The organism is Bradyrhizobium sp. B117, from assembly GCF_038969555.1.
Taxonomy (GTDB): Bacteria; Pseudomonadota; Alphaproteobacteria; order Rhizobiales; family Xanthobacteraceae; genus Bradyrhizobium.
This window is the reverse complement of sequence record NZ_CP152414.1, coordinates 5,312,187-5,329,950: the sequence shown is the minus strand read 5'-3', so window position 1 is coordinate 5,329,950 and position 17,764 is coordinate 5,312,187. Positions and strand designations below refer to the sequence as shown.

The window sequence follows — 17,764 nt, the reverse complement described above, 5'->3', positions numbered from 1 at the left end:
GAATTCGTCATGAGATCGCTTGCCTTGCTCTGCCTGCTCGCCCTGGCTGCGCCCGACCATGCGGCCGCGCCCGAGCAGCACTATCTCGACCTGCGCGACCGCTACATCACAAAATTCTCGAAGGCCAAGGAGAACGACGAGACCTCCAAGCAGCATGATGCGGCGCTCAAGGAATTGGCAGGCGTGCTGCGCGGCCTGGTCGGACCGATCGCGATCAAGGGGCTGCCGGCGGAGGGGACGTCGAACGTCGACACGCTGTTCAAGGGCGACATCGGCTTCGGCCATCTCGACGGGCTCGGCTTCGCCACCGAGGGCGACAAGCTGCAAGCCGTCGTGACCACGGTCGGGTTGCTCAAGCACTGGCTCGCCGAGCACCGCGCGGACGGCATGCCGCAGGAGGCGGGCGCGGCCTTCGAGTCGGACAACTTCTACTATCAAGCGATCCAGGACGCAGCCTTCGCCAAATATGCCGAGCTGCCGGTCACCAAGCCCGCCGGCGCGAGCGCTGCGGTCGCCGTGCTCGGCATCCGCGGCAATGGCGACCTCAAGGGAGCGCCGCATGAAATCGATGTCGTCGCGATCCAGGGCGACAAGGTCTACTTCCTCGCCGCAAGCGAAGCCGTGAAGACGGCGGAGATCCCGACTTGCGAAAAAGTCTGGAAACAGATGATGGCCAGGAAGGCTCCGCAGGACACCATCGCCAAGGAAAACCAGGCGATGGACGCCTACACCAAGTGCTTTGCGAAGGAAGCGCCCAGCCAGGGCTGGTTCGCGGACGCCGTGAAGAAGGCGCAGAGCCAACTGGAGATGCTGCTGGCGCGGTAGATCAGCTCACTTTGGTCGACGCGCCGGCGGCTGGCTCATGAACCTCGCCCGCTTGCGGGAGAGGTCGGCGCGAAGCGCCGGGTGAGGGCGGTCTTCCCTCAGGGAATCTCTCTAGCGGACGATCAAGGCGGCTCTGCTGGGCTTCGGACGGCGAACATTTAACCGATTATTGACGAAATCAGCCCGAATCCTTGCATTTCCGCAGATTGCAGAACACAGCGACTCTTGGAATCCTCACTCTCGAATTTTATCAGAGGTAGGGGCGGATCACATGAGCACCATTTCCACTGCAAATTCTAACGCGAACGACGCGTTGCTATCGCTTTTGCGTCAGAGCTCACAGAGTGACGTGGGGAGGAGTGGAACCGTCTCTTCAAGCCAGTCATCTTCTGCTTCTCGGACTCCCGTCGATACCGTGGATCTCTCGGATCGAGCGCAAGCTATTCTGGCTCGGGCAAAAGTTGAACAAGCCGCGGCGGATAAACTCGCGGCGCAACGTTCGTCTGCCGACGGAAACAGGAAAGGCAATTCCAGCGCCTCACCAAATGGCTTTGCCGCCCTCTCGGATCATCTTCAGAAGCTAATAAACGACCATAGGCGCCCTGATGGGACGGTGAGCAACTTTACCGAGACCGTTAATGACGTCTTCAACGCGCCGCCGTCTACGCCACAAGAGATCAACGACTGGTATAAGAATGAAGAAGCGCGAGCGGCGCAGGCAGCGGCGGACGAGCCTGACTCCACGCTCAAAACCCAGGCAGAGGCTTACTTGCAGGCTGTTCGAGATCGGCAAGTTACGGTTGTAAGCGCCCAAGATATTCCCGACTTGAACTTCCACAACACGACCATACTGCAAGGCGGTGAAACCGGTGCATCCATGAATGGCTCGTTCACTTACAATCACAACGCCTCAATATTCAAAGATCCGAGCAAGACGTACTATGTCGGAAGCGACGGGACTCTCGTGATGTGGAATCATGCAGCAGCTCAATCGTAAGCACTAGCAGTTTTGCTGAAGAGCCGTGCCTAATTAGAGCCCGCTCGCGCCCAAATTCCACCCGCGGCCCCCCTCGCCAAATATCTCGTACCCACTCGCCGTCACCGCGACGGTGTCCTCGAGCTTGATGAAGCCGCGCTTCGGATGCTTCATCGTGGTCTCGATCGAGACCACCATGCCGGGTTCGAGCGGCAGGCGGGCATCCGTGTCGTCGTAGGGAACCGGGCCCTTGGCGGTCAGGCGAGGGGCCTCATGGCTGACGAGACCCATGCCGTGGGCCAGGAAGTCCGTGCACTCGCGCTGGGTGATTTTTGCGAGCTCCCGCTCGGCAGCGACGTAGATGTCGCCGCCCATGGCGCCGGGCCGGACCGCGGCAAAGGCGGCGCGCTGCACCGCTTCGATCTCGGCGAGGCAATCCTTCAGCTCGCCATCGGGTTCACCGAGCACGGCCATGCGCGCGAGGTCGCCGATATAGCCGTGATAATTGCCGCCGGAATCGAGCGACAGTACGTCGCCTTGCTCCCAGCGCTGCGATGACGGTGCCCGGTTGTGGCTGCTGCCGCAGGCGAGCAGGCAGTATTCGAAGGTCAGGCCGCGATTGGCTTCGGCGACGCGCAAGGCGTCCGACAATTGCTGCTTGGTCGTGCCGGAGCCGTGCTTCCCGATCACCTCCAGCATGGAGGCGATGACGAGCTCGGACGCCGTCTTGAGTGTTGCCAGCTCCTCCGACGACTTCACCGCGCGCAGCCGCTCCAGCACCAGCAGCGCGTCCTTGAGCTCTGCGCCGGGCAGGGCGTCGGCCAACGCCTTGCCGGCGTCCATCGGCAGGAATGCCATCTCGACCCCAACCCGCTTCAAAGGCACGCTGGCGTCCTTGATCAGGCCGACGGCCCGCGTCACCGCATCGACCGAGCCGTTGGACTCGGTCCGCAGCTGCGGCACCCATGGCGGCGCCACGGCACGCTGATGGGTCTCCAGGCGGTGGCCGATATAGACGGACTTCTCCGGCGCGCCCTTGGGATAGACCAGGACCGGCAGATAGCGGCTGACGCCCATGGCATCCATGTAGTCGAAGAAGATCGCGCGCTCGGCGCCCAGCAGGTACTGCACATTGTGCTTGGAGGTTGCGACCAGCACGTCGAGGCCGGCGGCTTCCATCAGGCGGTCGAGCTTGGCTGCATCGAAGGGAATGGCGCGCGAGCGGCCTGCCTGGGCGACGTTCTCCTGCATGACGAACTCCCTGAGCGGCGGTTCAGGCCGCCTTGTTGATCTCTGTTAGGAATGCGGTGCCCAGTCTAGCACAACCTCCACGCCCGCGCGCTCGTCTGGTCGCATTCATGAAAAATGGAACCAGGCCAAGAGCGTGTTCAGCTAGCGTCCACGCCTGAGGTCTTCGGTCGCGCGCCTCAAGGTCTCGTGAAGCCAGTCATGCGATGGCTCACCCGCGATACGTTCATGCCACAACAGCCGGACCTCGACAGAAGTTGTGGCGTAAGGCAGCTCGTATGTCGTGATCGCATGCGCGCGCTGGAAGGCCCGCGCCAATGGACGCGGAACGATGGCTGCGAACTCGGAGTCCGCGAGCAGGGCGGGCACGGCGAGGAAATGCGGCAGCGATACGGCTATGCGCGGCGGCCGGTCGCTTTCCGACAGGGCGCGTTCCAGCGCCGGGCGGTCATACATTTCCGATCGCCTGGCAAGGCCGCGCTCGGAGATGAAGCCTCCGATTGCTCCCTCCTGCTCGCCGCCGAACGAGACGACGACCAATGGCATGCGTGCCAGGGCCGCGTTGTCGATCCGGCCGAGCTTGCGCTTTCCGCCGACGATCAGCACGTCGTCATATTCGAACAACAGCGAGGTGCGGAAGCGGTTCGGCGGATCCGAGAAGACGCCGATCGCAACGTCGATGCGGCCAAGGTCGATCTGCTCGGCGAGGTCGATCCGCGTCACCGGCTTGATGATGAGGTCGATCGCCGGCGCCTCGGCCTTCAGTATCTTCAGGAGCGGTGAGGCCAGCACCATCGTGGTGAAGTCGTTGGCGGCGAGGGTGAACTGCCGGGTGGAGGCCGCCGGAACGAAGCGCGGCCGCTCGACCGCCGCCTCGAGAGACCGCAGGGCTTCGCGAACCTGTGGAGCCATTGTCAATGCGCGCGCCGTCGGCTGCATGCCGGTCGCCGTGCGCACGAACAGATCGTCTTCCAGCATCTCGCGCAGCCGGGCGAGCGAATGGCTCACGGCGGATTGACTGAGGGCAACCCTCTGGCTTGCCCGCAGCACGCTGCGCTCCTCCATGACGGCGTCGAAGACCTTGAGCAGGTTCAGGTCCAGGGTCTTGAAGGAAACAGCCACGAGCAGCACACCGTCTCAAGGCGGATCGCGCGCCCGTTACGCACCTGCGATCGCGTCCAGTTAAGGCCATACATGCAGCCGACGCAACCGAGCGCCTCACCAATCTGAAGGTCGTTCAGGATCACTCTGCAAGAGTTTCACTTCCGCAATTGCTCGATCCCGTCATGATCCCCGCGCCGGATTTGGAGGAGACGGGCAATGCAATCCTGCGGAATGTCGATCGGAGCTTTCAGAATAGCACTGGCGCTGTTTGCGGCGCCAGCCGTTGCGCAGGATGGTCCGGTCAAGCTCGGCGTCCTCACCGACATGTCCTCGCTCTACGCCGACAATGGCGGCCAGGGCTCGGTCGTCGCCGCGCAAATGGCCGTCGACGATTTCGGTGGTCAGGTGCTGGGGCGCAGCATCCAGATCGTCGCGGGCGACCATCAGAACAAGGCCGATGTTGGCGCGACCATCGCCCGGCGCTGGCTCGAAAACGAAAACGTCGAGGTCATTCTCGACGTGCCGAACTCCGCGGTCGCGCTGGCGGTGCAGGGCATCACGCGCGACAAGAAGAAGCTGTTCCTCGCCACCGGCGCTGCCACATCCCGCCTCACCGGCGACGAATGCTCGCCGACCGGCATTCACTGGACCTACGACACCTATGCGCTGTCACAGGGAACGACGCGGGCGATGTCGCGTCTCGGCGCAAAGTCCTGGTACTTCATTTCGGTCGACTATTCCCTCGGCGCACAGCTCGAGGCCGACAGCCGCAAGGTCATCCACGCCATGGGCGGCAAGGTGCTCGGCGCCGCGAAACATCCGATCAACACGCCGGACTTCTCCTCCTTTCTGCTCCAGGCGCAGTCCTCGAAGGCCGACGTGATCGCGCTGGCCGATTCCGGCGGCGACTTCATCAACGCCGTCAAGCAGGCCGGCGAATTTGGCATCACGCAGCGTCAGAAGCTTGTCGGGCTGCTGGTGTTCATTGCCGACATTCACAGTCTTGGACTCCCGAGCGCCCAGGGCCTGATGCTGAGCTCGGCGTTCTATTGGGATCTGAACGAGGACACGCGGGCGTGGTCGAAGCGCTTCATCGCAAAGACCCAGAAAGTCCCGACCATGATCCACGCCGGCACATACGGCGCGGTGATGCACTACCTCAGGGCAGTTCAGGCGGCCGGCACGCTGGATGGGCCGGCCGTCGCCGCCAAGATGCGCGAGCTGCCCGTGAACGATTTCATGACGAAGAATGGCCGGATCCGCGAGGACGGCCGGCTGGTCCGCGACATGTATCTGTTTCGCGTCAAGTCGCCCGAGCAGTCCAAATACAAGTTCGACTATTACGACCTGCTGGCGACGATCCCGGGTGACGAAGCATTCCGGCCGATGGAGCAGGGTGGATGTCCGCTCCTGAAGCAGCCATGACCGGCGCGGGCGCGGCTGCGCCGAACCGTATCGACGAGATCATCGCAGGCCGCTTCGCTTGCCGCGACTTCTCGGGCGAGCCGGTCGGGCGAGGGACCATCGAGCAGATTCTCCGCGTGGCGCGGTTTGCGCCAAGCGGCGCCAATATCCAGCCCTGGCACGTCCATGTGCTGGCGGGCGCCGCCAAGGACAACGTGTCGGCCGCACTTCGCAAGGCGCACGAAACCGCGCGCGACGCGCACGTGTCCGAGTACAGCTATTACGCCAGCGACCTGCCCGAACCCTACCGGCAGCGACGACAGCAGTTCGGCCGATTGTTCTACGGCTCGCTCGGCATCGCCCAGACCGATATCGAGGCGAGGGCCGCCCAAACCGCAAAGAACTATGCGTTCTTCGGCGCGCCCGTCGGGCTGATCGTCACCATCGACCGGCGCCTGGAGGTCGGGAGCTGGCTCGACCTCGGCATGTTCGTCCAGAACGTATTGCTGGCCGCGGCAGGCCAGGGGCTTCAGTCCTGTCCGCAGGAGACGTTCTCGAAATATCACCGGATCCTGCGTCCGCTGCTGTCGATCCCGGCAGAGCAGATGGTGGTGTGCGGCATCTCGATCGGCCGCGCCAGGAACGAGCCCCTGGGCAGGCTGATGCCGCGCGCGGACCTTGCGGAGTTCGCTTCTTTCGCGGGCTTCGAAGAACAAAGTGCAACCCAAATGGAAAGGACAAGGCCATGGGAAGCCGAGACGAACTGATTGCGTGCAGCATTCCGTTTCTGCGCGAGGTCAAGGACATGACGCCCGGCGCGGAGATGGAGCAGTGGCTCAATGACAAATACGGTGAGGGCAGCCAGCTCTATCAGGACCTGGCCCGCCTCATTAAGCTCGGGGTCGCCGAAGGCTGGGCGGCGAACCAGGAGGTCGATGGTCCGAACTACCGGCGCAGCCGCATTCTGGAGCCGGTGCCAGAGACGTTCCAGTTCAGCATCACGGCCGTCTACATGAACAGCACCGATCCGCGCCGCTTCAAGGACGAGGACGAGCACGACGTGCTGCGCGGGCAGTATCATGGTCACCCCTATGGCGAGCTGAACCTGGTCGTGCCGCTGAACAAGGGCGCCCAGCTGAAGGGGCTGCAGGGCTGGCAGGGGCCCGGCTGGACGGCGCCCGACCCCGGCAGCCGGCACTATCCCGAGGTCCGCGGCGGCGCCGTCATCGCGCTGTTCTATCTACCCGCCGGACGCATCTCGTATGACTTCGCAGCGCCGTCCTGACGGACGGCCGGACGATCCCGGGTGACGCCGCCCGCAAGCGTCACCCGATGTGAAGAAGGCCCAGCCGAGTCCACGCGGCGGCGATCCGTCGCGACGGCGACAAGCTGCAAGACCGCCAGACATGACCATCGAGGAGGGATTTCGGGCGACCAACGGCCGAGCGGCACAGGTCCGAACAGCCATATCCATAATTCGCATAAGGTATATTATGGAATATATTTATACGCAATTAGATCAAATATTTAGGCGGAATTCCTGCCATGACGTCTTCGCTTCGACGCGTTTTCGGACTTCCGGCTCGGACCATCGCCTCAGCGCTTGACGGCTACTGTGCATGGGGTTGTTTTTCAGATTTTGAATCCGGCGCCTGTGCCGAAAGCCGATATTGCCGTGATGGTGCCCGGCTGCAATAAGCGAGACCTCGCGAGATCGCAGATGACCTTCTGACCTGACGTCCGTATAGGTTTGCATCTCAGAACAACAACAAACCTTCCGAGGAAGCAGACCCATGAGTTTTTCCCGACGCACGCTTCTCAAGGCCTCCGCCGCGACCGCGGTCCTGGGCGGCCTCAGTGCGCCCCATGTGGCCCGCGCCCAGAGCGCCGAGTTCACCTACAAATACGCCAACAACCTGCCGGACACCCATCCGCTGAACGTCCGCGCCCGCGAGATGGCGGCGGCGATCAAGAGCGCGACCAACGGCAAGTTCGACCTCCAGATCTTCCCGAACAACCAGCTCGGGTCCGATACCGACATGCTGAGCCAGATCCGCTCCGGCGGCGTCGAGTTCTTCACGCTGTCGGGCCTGATCCTGTCGACCCTGGTGCCAGCCGCTTCGATCAACGGCATCGGCTTCGCGTTCCCGGACTACGACACGGTCTGGAAGGCCATGGACGGCGATCTCGGCGCCCATGTCCGCGGCGAGATCAAGAAGGCCGGCCTCGAGGTCATGGACAAGATCTGGGACAACGGCTTCCGCCAGACCACGTCCTCGAGCAAGCCGATCAACGGTCCTGACGACCTCAAGGGCTTCAAGATCCGCGTCCCGGTGTCGCCGCTGTGGACCTCGATGTTCAAGGCGTTCGACGCCGCGCCCGCCTCGATCAATTTCAGCGAGGTCTATTCCGCGCTCCAGACCAAGATCGTCGAGGGCCAGGAGAACCCGCTGGCGATCATCTCGACCGCCAAGCTGTACGAGGTGCAGAAGTACTGCTCGCTGACCAACCACATGTGGGACGGCTTCTGGTTCCTGGCCAACCGCAGAGCCTGGAGCGCGCTGCCGGAAGACGTGCGCACCATCGTCGCCAAGCACATCAATGCCGCCGCGGTGAAGGAGCGCGAGGACACCGCCAAGCTCAATGCCAATCTCCAGCAGGAACTCGCGGGCAAGGGCCTGACCTTCAACCAGCCCGCCGTGGCGCCGTTCCGCGACAAGCTGCGCTCCGCCGGCTTCTATGCCGAGTGGAAGGGCAAGTATGGCGACCAGGCCTGGGACCTCCTGGAAAAGGCCGTCGGCAAGCTGTCGTAACGCGTTGGGAGCCGTCATGGCTCGTGTCGAGGTCGAAGCGAACGAAGTGGCGGGCGAGGCGGCTGTTCAGTCCCCTCGCCGACCTTCGCTGCTGGCATCGCTCGAGCGCTTGCTCGGCCTCCTCGTTGAAATCCCGGCGGCGATCCTGGTCGTCGCCGAGATCGCGATCCTGTTCGCGGGCGTGGTCGCGCGCTACGGCCTGCACCGGCCGCTGATCTGGTCGGACGAGCTCGCCTCGATCCTGTTCCTGTGGCTCGCGATGCTGGGCGCGGCGGCGGCGTTCCGCCGTTCCGAGCACATGCGGATGACTGCCGTCGTCGCCAGCGCGGGCCAGGCGATGCGGGCGTGGCTCGATCTGGTCGCTGTCTGCGCCGCGCTGGCGTTCCTGGTGCTGATCGTCTGGCCGTCCTGGGAATATGCCTACGAAGAAAGCTTCATCACCACGCCGGCGCTCCAGATCTCGAACATCTGGCGCGCCGCGGCGCTGCCAGCCGGCATCGGCCTGATGGCGGCGTTCGCGCTGCTGCGGCTCGCGCGCGCGGCCGATTACCGGATGGTGCTGATGGCCGCGCTGTCCGTCGCTGTCGTCGTCGGCCTGTTCTGGCTGGCACAGCCATACTTGCGGCCGCTCGGCAATCTCAACCTCGTCATCTTCTTCGTCGGCGTTGCCGGCTTCTGCGTGTTCGCCGGCGTTCCCATTGCGTTCGGGTTTGGCCTCGCCATCTTCGGCTATCTGGCGCTGACCACGCGCACGCCCGTGATGGTGCTGGTTGGACGGATGGATGAGGGCATGAGCCACCTCATCCTGCTCTCGGTACCGCTGTTCGTGTTCCTGGGGTTGCTGATCGAGATGACCGGCATGGCGCGGGCCATGGTGGCGTTCCTGGCGAGCCTGCTCGGCCATGTCCGCGGCGGCCTGCATTATGTGCTGGTCGGCGCCATGTACCTGGTCTCCGGCATATCAGGCGCCAAGGCCGCCGACATGGCGGCCGTCGCGCCGGTGCTGTTCCCGGAGATGAAGCAGCGTGGTGCCAAGCCCGGCGATCTGGTCGCGCTGCTGGCGGCGACCGGCGCGCAGACCGAGACCATCCCGCCGAGCCTCGTACTGATCACCATCGGCTCGGTCACCGGCGTCTCGATCGCCGCCCTCTTCACCGGCGGCCTCTTGCCCGGCGTCGTGCTCGCGGTCACGCTCTGCATGCTGGTGTGGTGGCGCTACCGCCACGAAGACATGAGCCATGTCCGCCGCGCCACGGGCAGCGAGATCGGCAGGAGCTTCATCGTCGCCCTGCCCGCGCTCGCGCTGCCCTTCGTGATCCGCTACGCCGTGGTCGAGGGCATTGCGACGGCGACCGAGGTCTCCACCATCGGCATCGTCTATGGCGCCCTGGTCGGCCTGCTCGTCTACCGCCGCTTCGACTGGCGGCGGCTGTTTCCGATGCTGATCGAGACCGCAGCGCTGTCGGGCGCGATCCTGCTGATCATCGGCACGGCCACCGGCATGGCCTGGGGCCTGACCCAATCCGGCTTCTCGCGCTCGCTGGCATCCGCAATGACCGGCTTGCCAGGGGGGGCTGCGACCTTCATCGCCGTCTCGATCCTCGCCTTCACCATTCTCGGCAGCGTGCTAGAGGGCATTCCGGCGATCGTGTTGTTCGGGCCGCTCTTGTTTCCGATCGCCCGCGCCGTCGGCGTGCACGAGGTGCACTATGCCATGGTGATCATCCTCGCCATGGGCATCGGGCTATTCGCCCCGCCCTTCGGCGTCGGCTATTATGCCGCCTGCGCCATCGGACGCGTCGATCCGGCCGAAGGCATCAGGCCGATCTGGGGCTATCTGCTGGCGCTGCTGGTGGGATTGATCATCGTCGCGATCTTCCCCTGGATCTCGATCGGATTCCTTTGAGGCGGTTTGAGGAGGGTGTCGATGAGTGGACGGCAGAACCAGTACGATATCGGACTCGACAAGACACCCGCCAATTACGTGCCGCTGAGCCCGCTCAGCTTCCTTGCGCGCAGCGCCGCCGTCTATCCCGACCACGTCAGCACGGTCTATGAAGGCCGCAGCTTCACCTGGGCGCAGACCTTTGAGCGCTGCAAGCGCTTTGCCTCATATCTCGCCGGCAAGGGCATCGGCGTCGGCGACACCGTCGCGGCGATGCTACCGAACATCCCGGCGATGAACGAGGCGCATTTCGCGGTGCCGATGACTGGCGCCGTGCTCAACGCGCTCAACATCCGCCTCGATGCGCCCTCGATCGCATTTCAGCTCGATCATGGCGGCGCCAGGATCATCCTGGTCGATCCCGAATTTTCCGGCGTGATCACCGATGCGCTGGCGCAAATGAGCGGACCGAAGCCGTTCGTAATCGACGTCGACGATGCCGCCTTCAAGGGCGGCAAGCGCATCGGCGAGATCGAATACGAGGCTGCCGTCGCGCAAGGCGATCCGAACTTCACGATGATCTCTCCGGGCGACGAATGGAATGCGATCGCGCTGAGCTACACCTCGGGCACGACGGGCAATCCCAAGGGGGTCGTCACCCATCATCGCGGCGCGTACCTCAACGCCGTCAGCAATATCCTGGCCGGCAATCTCGGCCAGCATCCGGTCTATCTCTGGACACTGCCGATGTTCCACTGCAACGGCTGGTGCTTCCCCTGGACCATCGCGGCGGCCGCCGGCATCAATGTCTGCCTGCGCAAGGTCGAGCCGACAAAAATCTTCGAGCTGATCAAGCAGCACGGCGTCACCCACATGTGCGGCGCGCCGATCGTCTACAACACGCTGATCAACGCGCCCGACGCGCCCAAAGGCAATGCCGCGCGCCGCGTCGTCGGCCTGATCGCCGGTGCTGCGCCGCCGGTCGCTGTGCTCGAAGGCGCGGAAAACATCGGGATCAAGCTGACGCACGTCTACGGCCTGACCGAGGTCTACGGCCCCGCCTCCGTCTGCGCCGAGCAGCCCGGCTGGGACGACCTTTCTGCCGCCGAGCGGGCCCGCATGAAGCGGCGCCAGGGCGTGCCCTACCCGCTCGAGGAAGCCGTCACCGTCATCAATCCGCAGACGATGCAGGAGGTCCCGCGCGACGGCGAGACCATCGGCGAGGTCATGTTCCGCGGCAACATCGTGATGAAGGGCTACCTGAAGAACGAGAAGGCGACGAAGGAAGCGTTCGAGGGCGGCTGGTTTCACACCGGCGATCTCGGCGTGCTCGACGAGCACGGCTACGTCACGATCAAAGATCGTTCCAAGGACATCATCATCTCCGGCGGCGAGAATGTTTCCTCCGTCGAGGTCGAGGACGTCCTCTACAAGCATCCGGCCGTGCTGTTCGCCGCCGTGGTCGCCAAGCCCGATCCGAAATGGGGCGAAGTGCCGTGCGCCTTCATCGAGCTGAAGGACGGCGCGAGCGCAACCGAGGCCGACATCATCGCGTTCTGCCGCACGCATATGAGCGGCTTCAAGACGCCGAAGACCGTCGTGTTCGGACCGATCCCGAAAACCTCCACAGGCAAGATCCAGAAATTCCTGCTGCGCAACGAGGTGGGATCGGCGAAGGCGATCTCGACCTGAGCTGACTCCATGGACCTGTCTACGTATTGAGGTGTTCTTGCGCGGTATGGCGTCCCGGTGATCCGTGGAGGCGTTGCTACGGGTTGCCAACCCCCTTTCCGGTCGTGACTGGTTGTAGGTCTGCAACCGCTCCATCCAATATAGTTGCCACCTCCAGCAGCGAGATCACCAAGCGCGGCGTCCGCCTGAGCCTTTCGTCGACCGCGACGGCGAACAGATCGTTCCGCTTCCGGCTACCCAGCAATCGCCATCGTCCAAAGCTGATCTTGTGGACGTTACCGGAGACAAATCCGACGGATTCCCATAACTGCCTAGATTCCAGCAAGAGCTCGCCGGCCATCCGATCCATGACGGTGACGATATCGATCAGATCCTCGGTCACGCCCGCCAGACCGTGTGCACCGCCGCCCGGATTGTTGTCACGTGAACTCCACTCGCTCGGAATCTTCGATAACGGACTGGCTTGCAATTTAGTAAGTTTGTCCGCAAGCGCGGCGAACCGAGAGCGGGCAGCGCGGACGAGATCTTCCAGGGAAGACAGATTGGTCTGCGCCGACGCCGACATGACGTGCGGTTTGATCGTTGTGAAATACATCAATGCTCCAAAGGCGGCCGGCGTGAAAGGGACGTGCTGCCGAACTCTAGGAGCACCCGACCGGTGGCGCTTGAACGTCCTGAGCCACGATTGATCAAAACCAGCCTGCAAGGAGACGCAGCAACAGGGTCGAATGCAGATTGGACCAGTCGTCTCCGGCCTCGCATTGGGAGCAGGCCATGACGACAGCTTGAGAGAGCCTCGATTAAATTGATCGATCGATGATGAATTATCTTTCTCGTGTGGCTCTTTCGGGTAGCTCTGCTCATTTGCAATCATGCAAACTTGCAACTATAGATAGATCGTTATCAAATGCATTTAACTGCTCCGGTGGCAACCCGATGCGAACCTAACTTTAAGGACGGCCGCCCCTTGGCGCTTGAACGTCTTGAGCCACGATTGATCAAAACCAGCCTGCGAGGAGACGCGGCAACAGGACTGAATGCAGATTGGACCAATCGCCTCCGACCGTGCATTGGGAGCAGATGATGACCGATGACGGTCTCTACGGCGTTCGGCTTGCGAAGCTATTTCCAATGATCCGCAAGCCGAACTCGGGCCTCGTCAAGTCGCTACAGAAGGGAACGTTCGCCGCGGTGCGGATGGCATATTCCGGACCGGTCGGCGATCCGACCCTGCCGTCCCCTCCCGACGAGGCCTTTGCGCTTTGCCTTCGACTGCAACATCAAAGAGCCGAGACGTGGGTGGATGGTCGCTACGCGCCCAAGGGCGCATTGAAGGACGAGACGAGCATCTACGATTTGCGATGTGAAACGATCGTTCACTTCCAGGATCCCTTTGACTTCCTTTACCTGTATCTGCCGCACAACGCGCTGAATGAGCTGGCGAACGAGCTTGACGTTGGCCGCGTCGAATATGACGTTGTCGCGGGTGCGAGCTTCCTCGATCCAATACTGGCTCATCTGGGCGGTTGCCTTCTGCCGATGCTGGAAAGACCGCATGAGGCCAACGAGCTGTTCGTGGGCCACGTCGCGATGGCGCTCAATATTCATTTCCTCAAGAGATATGCCGTCAGCCACCCTCGCAATCGCTCCTGCCGCAGCGGATTGGCGCCATGGCAACTTCGGACGGCGAAGGCACTCATCCGCGCGAATCTCGATGGCGAGATCGCGTTGGCGCGAATCGCCAGCGAGTGCGGCGTGTCAGCCGCCCACTTTGCCCGCGCGTTCAGGGTCAGCACGGGAACACCACCGCACCGATGGTTGATGAATCAGCGTATCGAGCAAAGCAAGGTTCTGCTGGCGGACTCGACGTTGTCACTCACCGAGATTGCGATCAAATGTGGCTTCGCGGATCAGAGCCACTTTACCAGAGCATTCTCAGCGGCAATGGGCGCCACGCCAGGACGCTGGCGATTGGTTCGCAAAGGCTGATCCTTACGGGGCCGACTATCGCGAGATGACACGGGCCGGTTCAGCCCACATCCAAACGTGAATTGACGCCGTGTCTCCTCACTTCGACGCGATTCGAAAGAACCTGATGCGCGCTATACGGCAAGGCCGTGCTGCGCTACGCTTGGTGACCACGCCCCATCAATGCGTCTCCAGCCGCATGCCGTCATAGGCCGGCACCACGCCCGCGGGCAGCGATTGCCTGATGACCTCGTAATCGACATCGGCGGTCATGTTGGTGATGACGGCGCGCTTCGGCTTGAAGCGTTCGATCCAGGACAGCGCATCATTGATGCTGAAATGACTGGAATGGGGGGTGTAGCGCAAGCCGTCGACGATCCAGAGATCGAGGTTCTCCAGCGCCCCCCAGCTCTCGCGCGGGATGTCGTTGAGGTCAGGTGTATAGGCCGCGTTGCCGATGCGATAGCCGAGCGCCGGGATTTGGCCATGCTGCACCAGGAAGGCCGTCATCTTCACCGCACCGCCCTTCCCCAAGATGGTCTGGCTCTCGCCGGCCTCGATGGAATGCCGCGTCAGGATCGGCGGATAGTCGCTGCCCTCCGGCGAGATGAAGCAATAGGAGAACCGCGCCATGATGTCTTTCGCGGTCGACTGATTGAAATAGGTCGGAATGCGCTTGCGCATATGCAACACGACCGAGCGCAGATCGTCCATGCCGTGGGTCTGGTCGGCATGCTCGTGGGTCAGGAAGACCGCATCGATGTGATCGACATTGGCGTCGATGAGCTGTTCGCGCAGGTCAGGCGAGGTGTCGATGACGATCCGCGTGGTGCCGTGCTCGCCGGCATGCTCAACCAGCAGCGAGCAACGGCGGCGGCGGTTCTTGGGGTTGTTGCGATCGCAGGCGCCCCAGCCGAGCGCCGGGCGCGGCACGCCGGCGGAGGAGCCGCAACCCAGGATCGTCAGCGTCAGCGTCATGCGGCTCCCAATCTTACGCTTTCACCTTGGAGAACAGGCGGAAGAAATTGTCGGTGGTCTGGCGCGAGATCTCTTCGAGCGACACGCCGCGCGTCTCGGCGAGTACCTTGGCGACCTCGACCACATAAGCCGGTTCGTTGCGTTTGCCCCGGAACTTGCCGGGCGCAAGATAGGGCGAGTCTGTTTCAACCAGAATACGGTCGGACGGCAGTTCGGCCGCGAGCGCGCGCAGGGCCTCCGACTTCTTGAAGGTCAGGATGCCCGTGAAGCCGATATACAGCCCGAGCGACACCGCCTTCAGCGCCAGATCACGCCCGCCGGTGTAACAATGCAGCACGGCCCGAAACGATCCCTTGGCCGCCTCCTCCTCCAGGATGCGCGCGCAATCCTCATCCGCTTCGCGGGTATGGATGACCAGCGGCAGGCCGGTCGCGCGCGCGGCGGCGATGTGGGCACGAAAGCCCCTCGCCTGTGCCTCCGGCGAGCCATTGTCGTAGAAATAGTCGAGCCCGGCTTCACCGAGCGCGACGACCCGTGGATGCTGCGTCAGCGCGATCAGCTCGTCGGGCGTGATGCCGTCCTCCTCATCCGCGTTGTGCGGATGGGTGCCGACCGAGCAGTAGACGTCGTCGAACCGCTCGGCGATGGCGAGAAGCTGGTCGAGCTTCTTCACCCGCGTCGAGATCGTGACCATCCGCGTGACGCCGGCCGCACGGGCTCGCGACACGATCCCGTCGAGATCTTCCGCAAAGTCCGGAAAATCCAGATGGCAATGGCTGTCGACCAGCATCGTCGGAACGCCTTACGCCGCCGGCTCGATGTAGCGCGGGAACGCCGGCGTCGGCGCGGGCAGCGTCGAGCCGGGCGCGATGCGCTTGTCGCCGCCGAGCATCGTAAAATCGCGCTCACCAGCGGGGATGCCGAGGCTGTCGAGCAACAAGCTGGACGCGGTCGGCATCGCTGGCTGGGCCAGGATCGCGATCTGGCGCACGACTTCGGCGGTAACGTACAGCACCGTTTTCTGCCGCGCAGGATCGGTCTTGGCGAGCGCCCACGGCGCCTCGCCCGCGAAATAGCGGTTGGCTTCCGCAACCACCGCCCACACGGCATTGAGCCATTGATGGATCTGCTGCGTCGCCATCGCCTCACGTGACGCGGCGACCATGCCGTCGGCCATCGCCAGGATCGCCTTGTCGTTGTCGCTGAACTCGCCGGGCTCCGGCAGCACGCCGCCGAGCTGTTTTGCAATCATCGACAGCGAGCGCTGCGCGAGATTGCCGAGATCGTTAGCGAGATCGGCATTGATGCGCGCGACGATGGCCTCATGGTTGTAGTTGCCGTCCTGTCCGAACGGCACCTCGCGCAGGAAGAAATAGCGCATCTGGTCGACGCCATATTGGTCGGCGAGGTTGAAGGGGTCGACCACATTGCCCACCGACTTCGACATCTTCTCGCCCCTGTTGAACAGGAAGCCGTGGGCATAGACCCGCTTCTGCACGGGAATGCCGGCCGACATCAGGAATGCAGGCCAGTAGACCGCATGGAAGCGGATGATGTCCTTGCCGATGATGTGGACGTCCGCCGGCCAGTAGCGCCAGTTCTTGTCGCTCTCATCGGGGAAGCCGACGCCGGTGATGTAGTTGGTCAGCGCATCGACCCAGACATACATCACGTGCTCTTCGTCGCCGGGCACCTTGACGCCCCAGTCGAACGTCGTGCGCGAGATCGAGAGGTCGCGCAGGCCGCTCCTGACGAAGCTCATCACCTCGTTGCGGCGCGCATCCGGGCCGATGAAATCGGGATTGTCCGTGTAGAGCTTCAGCAGCTTGTCCTGATAGGCGGACAGGCGGAAGAAATAGCTCTTCTCCTCGACCCATTCGACCGGGCTGCCCTGCGGCCCGAGCCGCACGCCGTCGTCGTTCAGGCGCGTCTCGTCCTCGGCGTAATAGGCCTCGTCACGCACGGAGTACCAGCCGGCATAGGTGTCGGCGTAGATGTCGCCGTTCGCTTCCATGCGCCGCCAGATCTCCTGGGTCGAGCGATGGTGCTGTTCTTCGGTGGTGCGGATGAAGCGGTCGAACGACACGTTCAGCCGCTCGTCCATCTCCCTGAAGCGGCCGGCGTTGCGGGTCGCGAGCGCTGCTGGTGTCAGGCCTTCGTTCTGAGCGGTCTGGACCATCTTCAGACCGTGCTCGTCGGTGCCGGTCAGGAAGAATACGTCCTTGCCGTCGAGCCGCGCAAAGCGCGCCAGCACGTCAGTGGCGATCGCTTCATAGGCGTGGCCGATATGCGGTTGGCCATTGGGATAGGCGATCGCGGTCGTGATGTAGAAGACGTTGTCGCGCGCGGGGGCGACTGCGGACGCGGCTTGCGGAGCTGCAATGGGCTTTGGCGCGGGCGGTGCCTTCGGCTTCGATACCTTGGGCTTCGACGCCTTGGGCTTCACAGCCTTCGGCGGCGTGGCGACGGGAGCCGGTGCGGCCATCGCGACAGGCGCAGTCACCGCCGCCTTCTTGGCCACCTTCTTCGCCGGAGCCTTGTTCGTCACCGGAGACTTGGCTGCTTTTTTGGCTGGCTTTTTAGCCGCCTTCGTCACTGCCTTCTTGGCGACGACCTGCTGCTTCGCAGCTTTCTTTCCGGCCTTCTTCGCCGTCTTCTTCACACCCTTTTTGGCGGCAGCCTTCTTGGTCTTCTTGACCTTCTTGGCACCTTTGCGCGCAAGCGCTTTCGCAGCCTTTTTCGTGGCTTTCTTCGCAGCCTTCTTGCTGCTTTTGCCCTCGGCAGTTTTCTTAGCTCGCGTTGCCACGACGAATTCCTTTACCGGCTTCTCAAAATCTGGAAACGAACCTGCGTTCGATTATTGTCTTGAGC

The 17,764-nt window shown here is 63.1% G+C and carries 15 protein-coding genes; 9 read left to right on the top strand and 6 right to left on the bottom strand.

Annotated elements, in window-relative coordinates; genetic code table 11:
* Nucleotides 1–9 precede the first annotated feature (9 nt).
* Together AAFG16_RS26120 and AAFG16_RS26115 are read left to right on the top strand one after the other, a co-directional pair.
* The gene (locus tag AAFG16_RS26120; RefSeq protein WP_342729952.1) at nucleotides 10–825 is read left to right on the top strand and encodes a hypothetical protein; all 816 of its coding nucleotides are present in this window, start codon (nucleotides 10–12) and stop codon (nucleotides 823–825) included.
* A 271-nt stretch (nucleotides 826–1,096) separates the two neighbouring features.
* Complete coding sequence (locus AAFG16_RS26115) at nucleotides 1,097–1,822, top strand: hypothetical protein (RefSeq protein ID WP_283079257.1); 726 nt, start codon at nucleotides 1,097–1,099, stop codon at nucleotides 1,820–1,822.
* A 33-nt stretch (nucleotides 1,823–1,855) separates the two neighbouring features.
* On the opposite strand, the gene AAFG16_RS26110 is transcribed toward AAFG16_RS26115, so the two are convergent.
* Complete coding sequence (locus AAFG16_RS26110) at nucleotides 1,856–3,052, bottom strand: Xaa-Pro peptidase family protein (protein WP_342729950.1); 1,197 nt, start codon at nucleotides 3,050–3,052, stop codon at nucleotides 1,856–1,858.
* Between the two features lie 141 nt (nucleotides 3,053–3,193).
* Nucleotides 3,194–4,171, bottom strand: coding sequence for a LysR family transcriptional regulator (locus tag AAFG16_RS26105; RefSeq protein WP_342729948.1), 978 nt, complete (start codon nucleotides 4,169–4,171; stop codon nucleotides 3,194–3,196).
* 198 nt (nucleotides 4,172–4,369) lie between these two features.
* Here AAFG16_RS26105 and AAFG16_RS26100 point away from each other — a divergent pair, with 198 nt between their 5' ends.
* From AAFG16_RS26100 to AAFG16_RS26075, 6 genes are all read left to right on the top strand, one after another.
* The gene (locus tag AAFG16_RS26100; RefSeq protein WP_342729946.1) at nucleotides 4,370–5,578 is read left to right on the top strand and encodes an ABC transporter substrate-binding protein; all 1,209 of its coding nucleotides are present in this window, start codon (nucleotides 4,370–4,372) and stop codon (nucleotides 5,576–5,578) included.
* Nucleotides 5,575–6,324 carry a nitroreductase gene (locus tag AAFG16_RS26095; protein ID WP_283079253.1) on the top strand — a complete coding sequence of 250 codons (750 nt, stop codon included), beginning with the start codon at nucleotides 5,575–5,577 and terminating at the stop codon, nucleotides 6,322–6,324. The genes AAFG16_RS26100 and AAFG16_RS26095 overlap by 4 nt, the downstream gene beginning before the upstream one ends.
* Nucleotides 6,303–6,842: a DUF4863 family protein gene (locus AAFG16_RS26090; protein ID WP_283079252.1), complete on the top strand. Its 540-nt coding sequence runs from the start codon at nucleotides 6,303–6,305 to the stop codon at nucleotides 6,840–6,842. The genes AAFG16_RS26095 and AAFG16_RS26090 overlap by 22 nt, the downstream gene beginning before the upstream one ends.
* A 508-nt stretch (nucleotides 6,843–7,350) precedes the next feature.
* A complete protein-coding gene (locus AAFG16_RS26085; RefSeq protein ID WP_342729943.1) occupies nucleotides 7,351–8,370 on the top strand; it encodes a TRAP transporter substrate-binding protein in 1,020 nt (339 codons plus the stop codon).
* 16 nt (nucleotides 8,371–8,386) lie between these two features.
* On the top strand, nucleotides 8,387–10,276 hold the full coding sequence (locus AAFG16_RS26080; RefSeq protein WP_342729941.1) for a TRAP transporter large permease subunit: 1,890 nt from the start codon (nucleotides 8,387–8,389) through the stop codon (nucleotides 10,274–10,276).
* 21 nt (nucleotides 10,277–10,297) lie between these two features.
* Nucleotides 10,298–11,947, top strand: coding sequence for an acyl-CoA synthetase (locus tag AAFG16_RS26075; protein ID WP_342729939.1), 1,650 nt, complete (start codon nucleotides 10,298–10,300; stop codon nucleotides 11,945–11,947).
* Nucleotides 11,948–12,023: 76 nt separating this feature from the next.
* Here AAFG16_RS26075 and AAFG16_RS26070 read toward each other — a convergent pair whose 3' ends face one another.
* Nucleotides 12,024–12,542: a hypothetical protein gene (locus tag AAFG16_RS26070; protein WP_342729937.1), complete on the bottom strand. Its 519-nt coding sequence runs from the start codon at nucleotides 12,540–12,542 to the stop codon at nucleotides 12,024–12,026.
* A 488-nt stretch (nucleotides 12,543–13,030) separates the two neighbouring features.
* Between AAFG16_RS26070 and AAFG16_RS26065 the strand changes: the two genes are divergently transcribed.
* Complete coding sequence (locus AAFG16_RS26065; protein WP_342729935.1) at nucleotides 13,031–13,936, top strand: AraC family transcriptional regulator; 906 nt, start codon at nucleotides 13,031–13,033, stop codon at nucleotides 13,934–13,936.
* Between the two features lie 159 nt (nucleotides 13,937–14,095).
* On the opposite strand, the gene AAFG16_RS26060 is transcribed toward AAFG16_RS26065, so the two are convergent.
* From AAFG16_RS26060 to metG, 3 genes are read right to left on the bottom strand one after another with little or no spacing between them, the layout of a single operon-like run.
* Nucleotides 14,096–14,893 (bottom strand): MBL fold metallo-hydrolase, encoded by a 798-nt coding sequence (locus AAFG16_RS26060; RefSeq protein ID WP_283079246.1) that lies wholly within the window; start codon nucleotides 14,891–14,893, stop codon nucleotides 14,096–14,098.
* Nucleotides 14,894–14,906: 13 nt separating this feature from the next.
* A complete protein-coding gene (locus tag AAFG16_RS26055) occupies nucleotides 14,907–15,683 on the bottom strand; it encodes a TatD family hydrolase (RefSeq protein WP_342729933.1) in 777 nt (258 codons plus the stop codon).
* 12 nt (nucleotides 15,684–15,695) lie between these two features.
* Nucleotides 15,696–17,699 (bottom strand): methionine--tRNA ligase, encoded by a 2,004-nt coding sequence (gene metG, locus AAFG16_RS26050; protein ID WP_342729931.1) that lies wholly within the window; start codon nucleotides 17,697–17,699, stop codon nucleotides 15,696–15,698.
* Nucleotides 17,700–17,764: the final 65 nt, after the last annotated feature.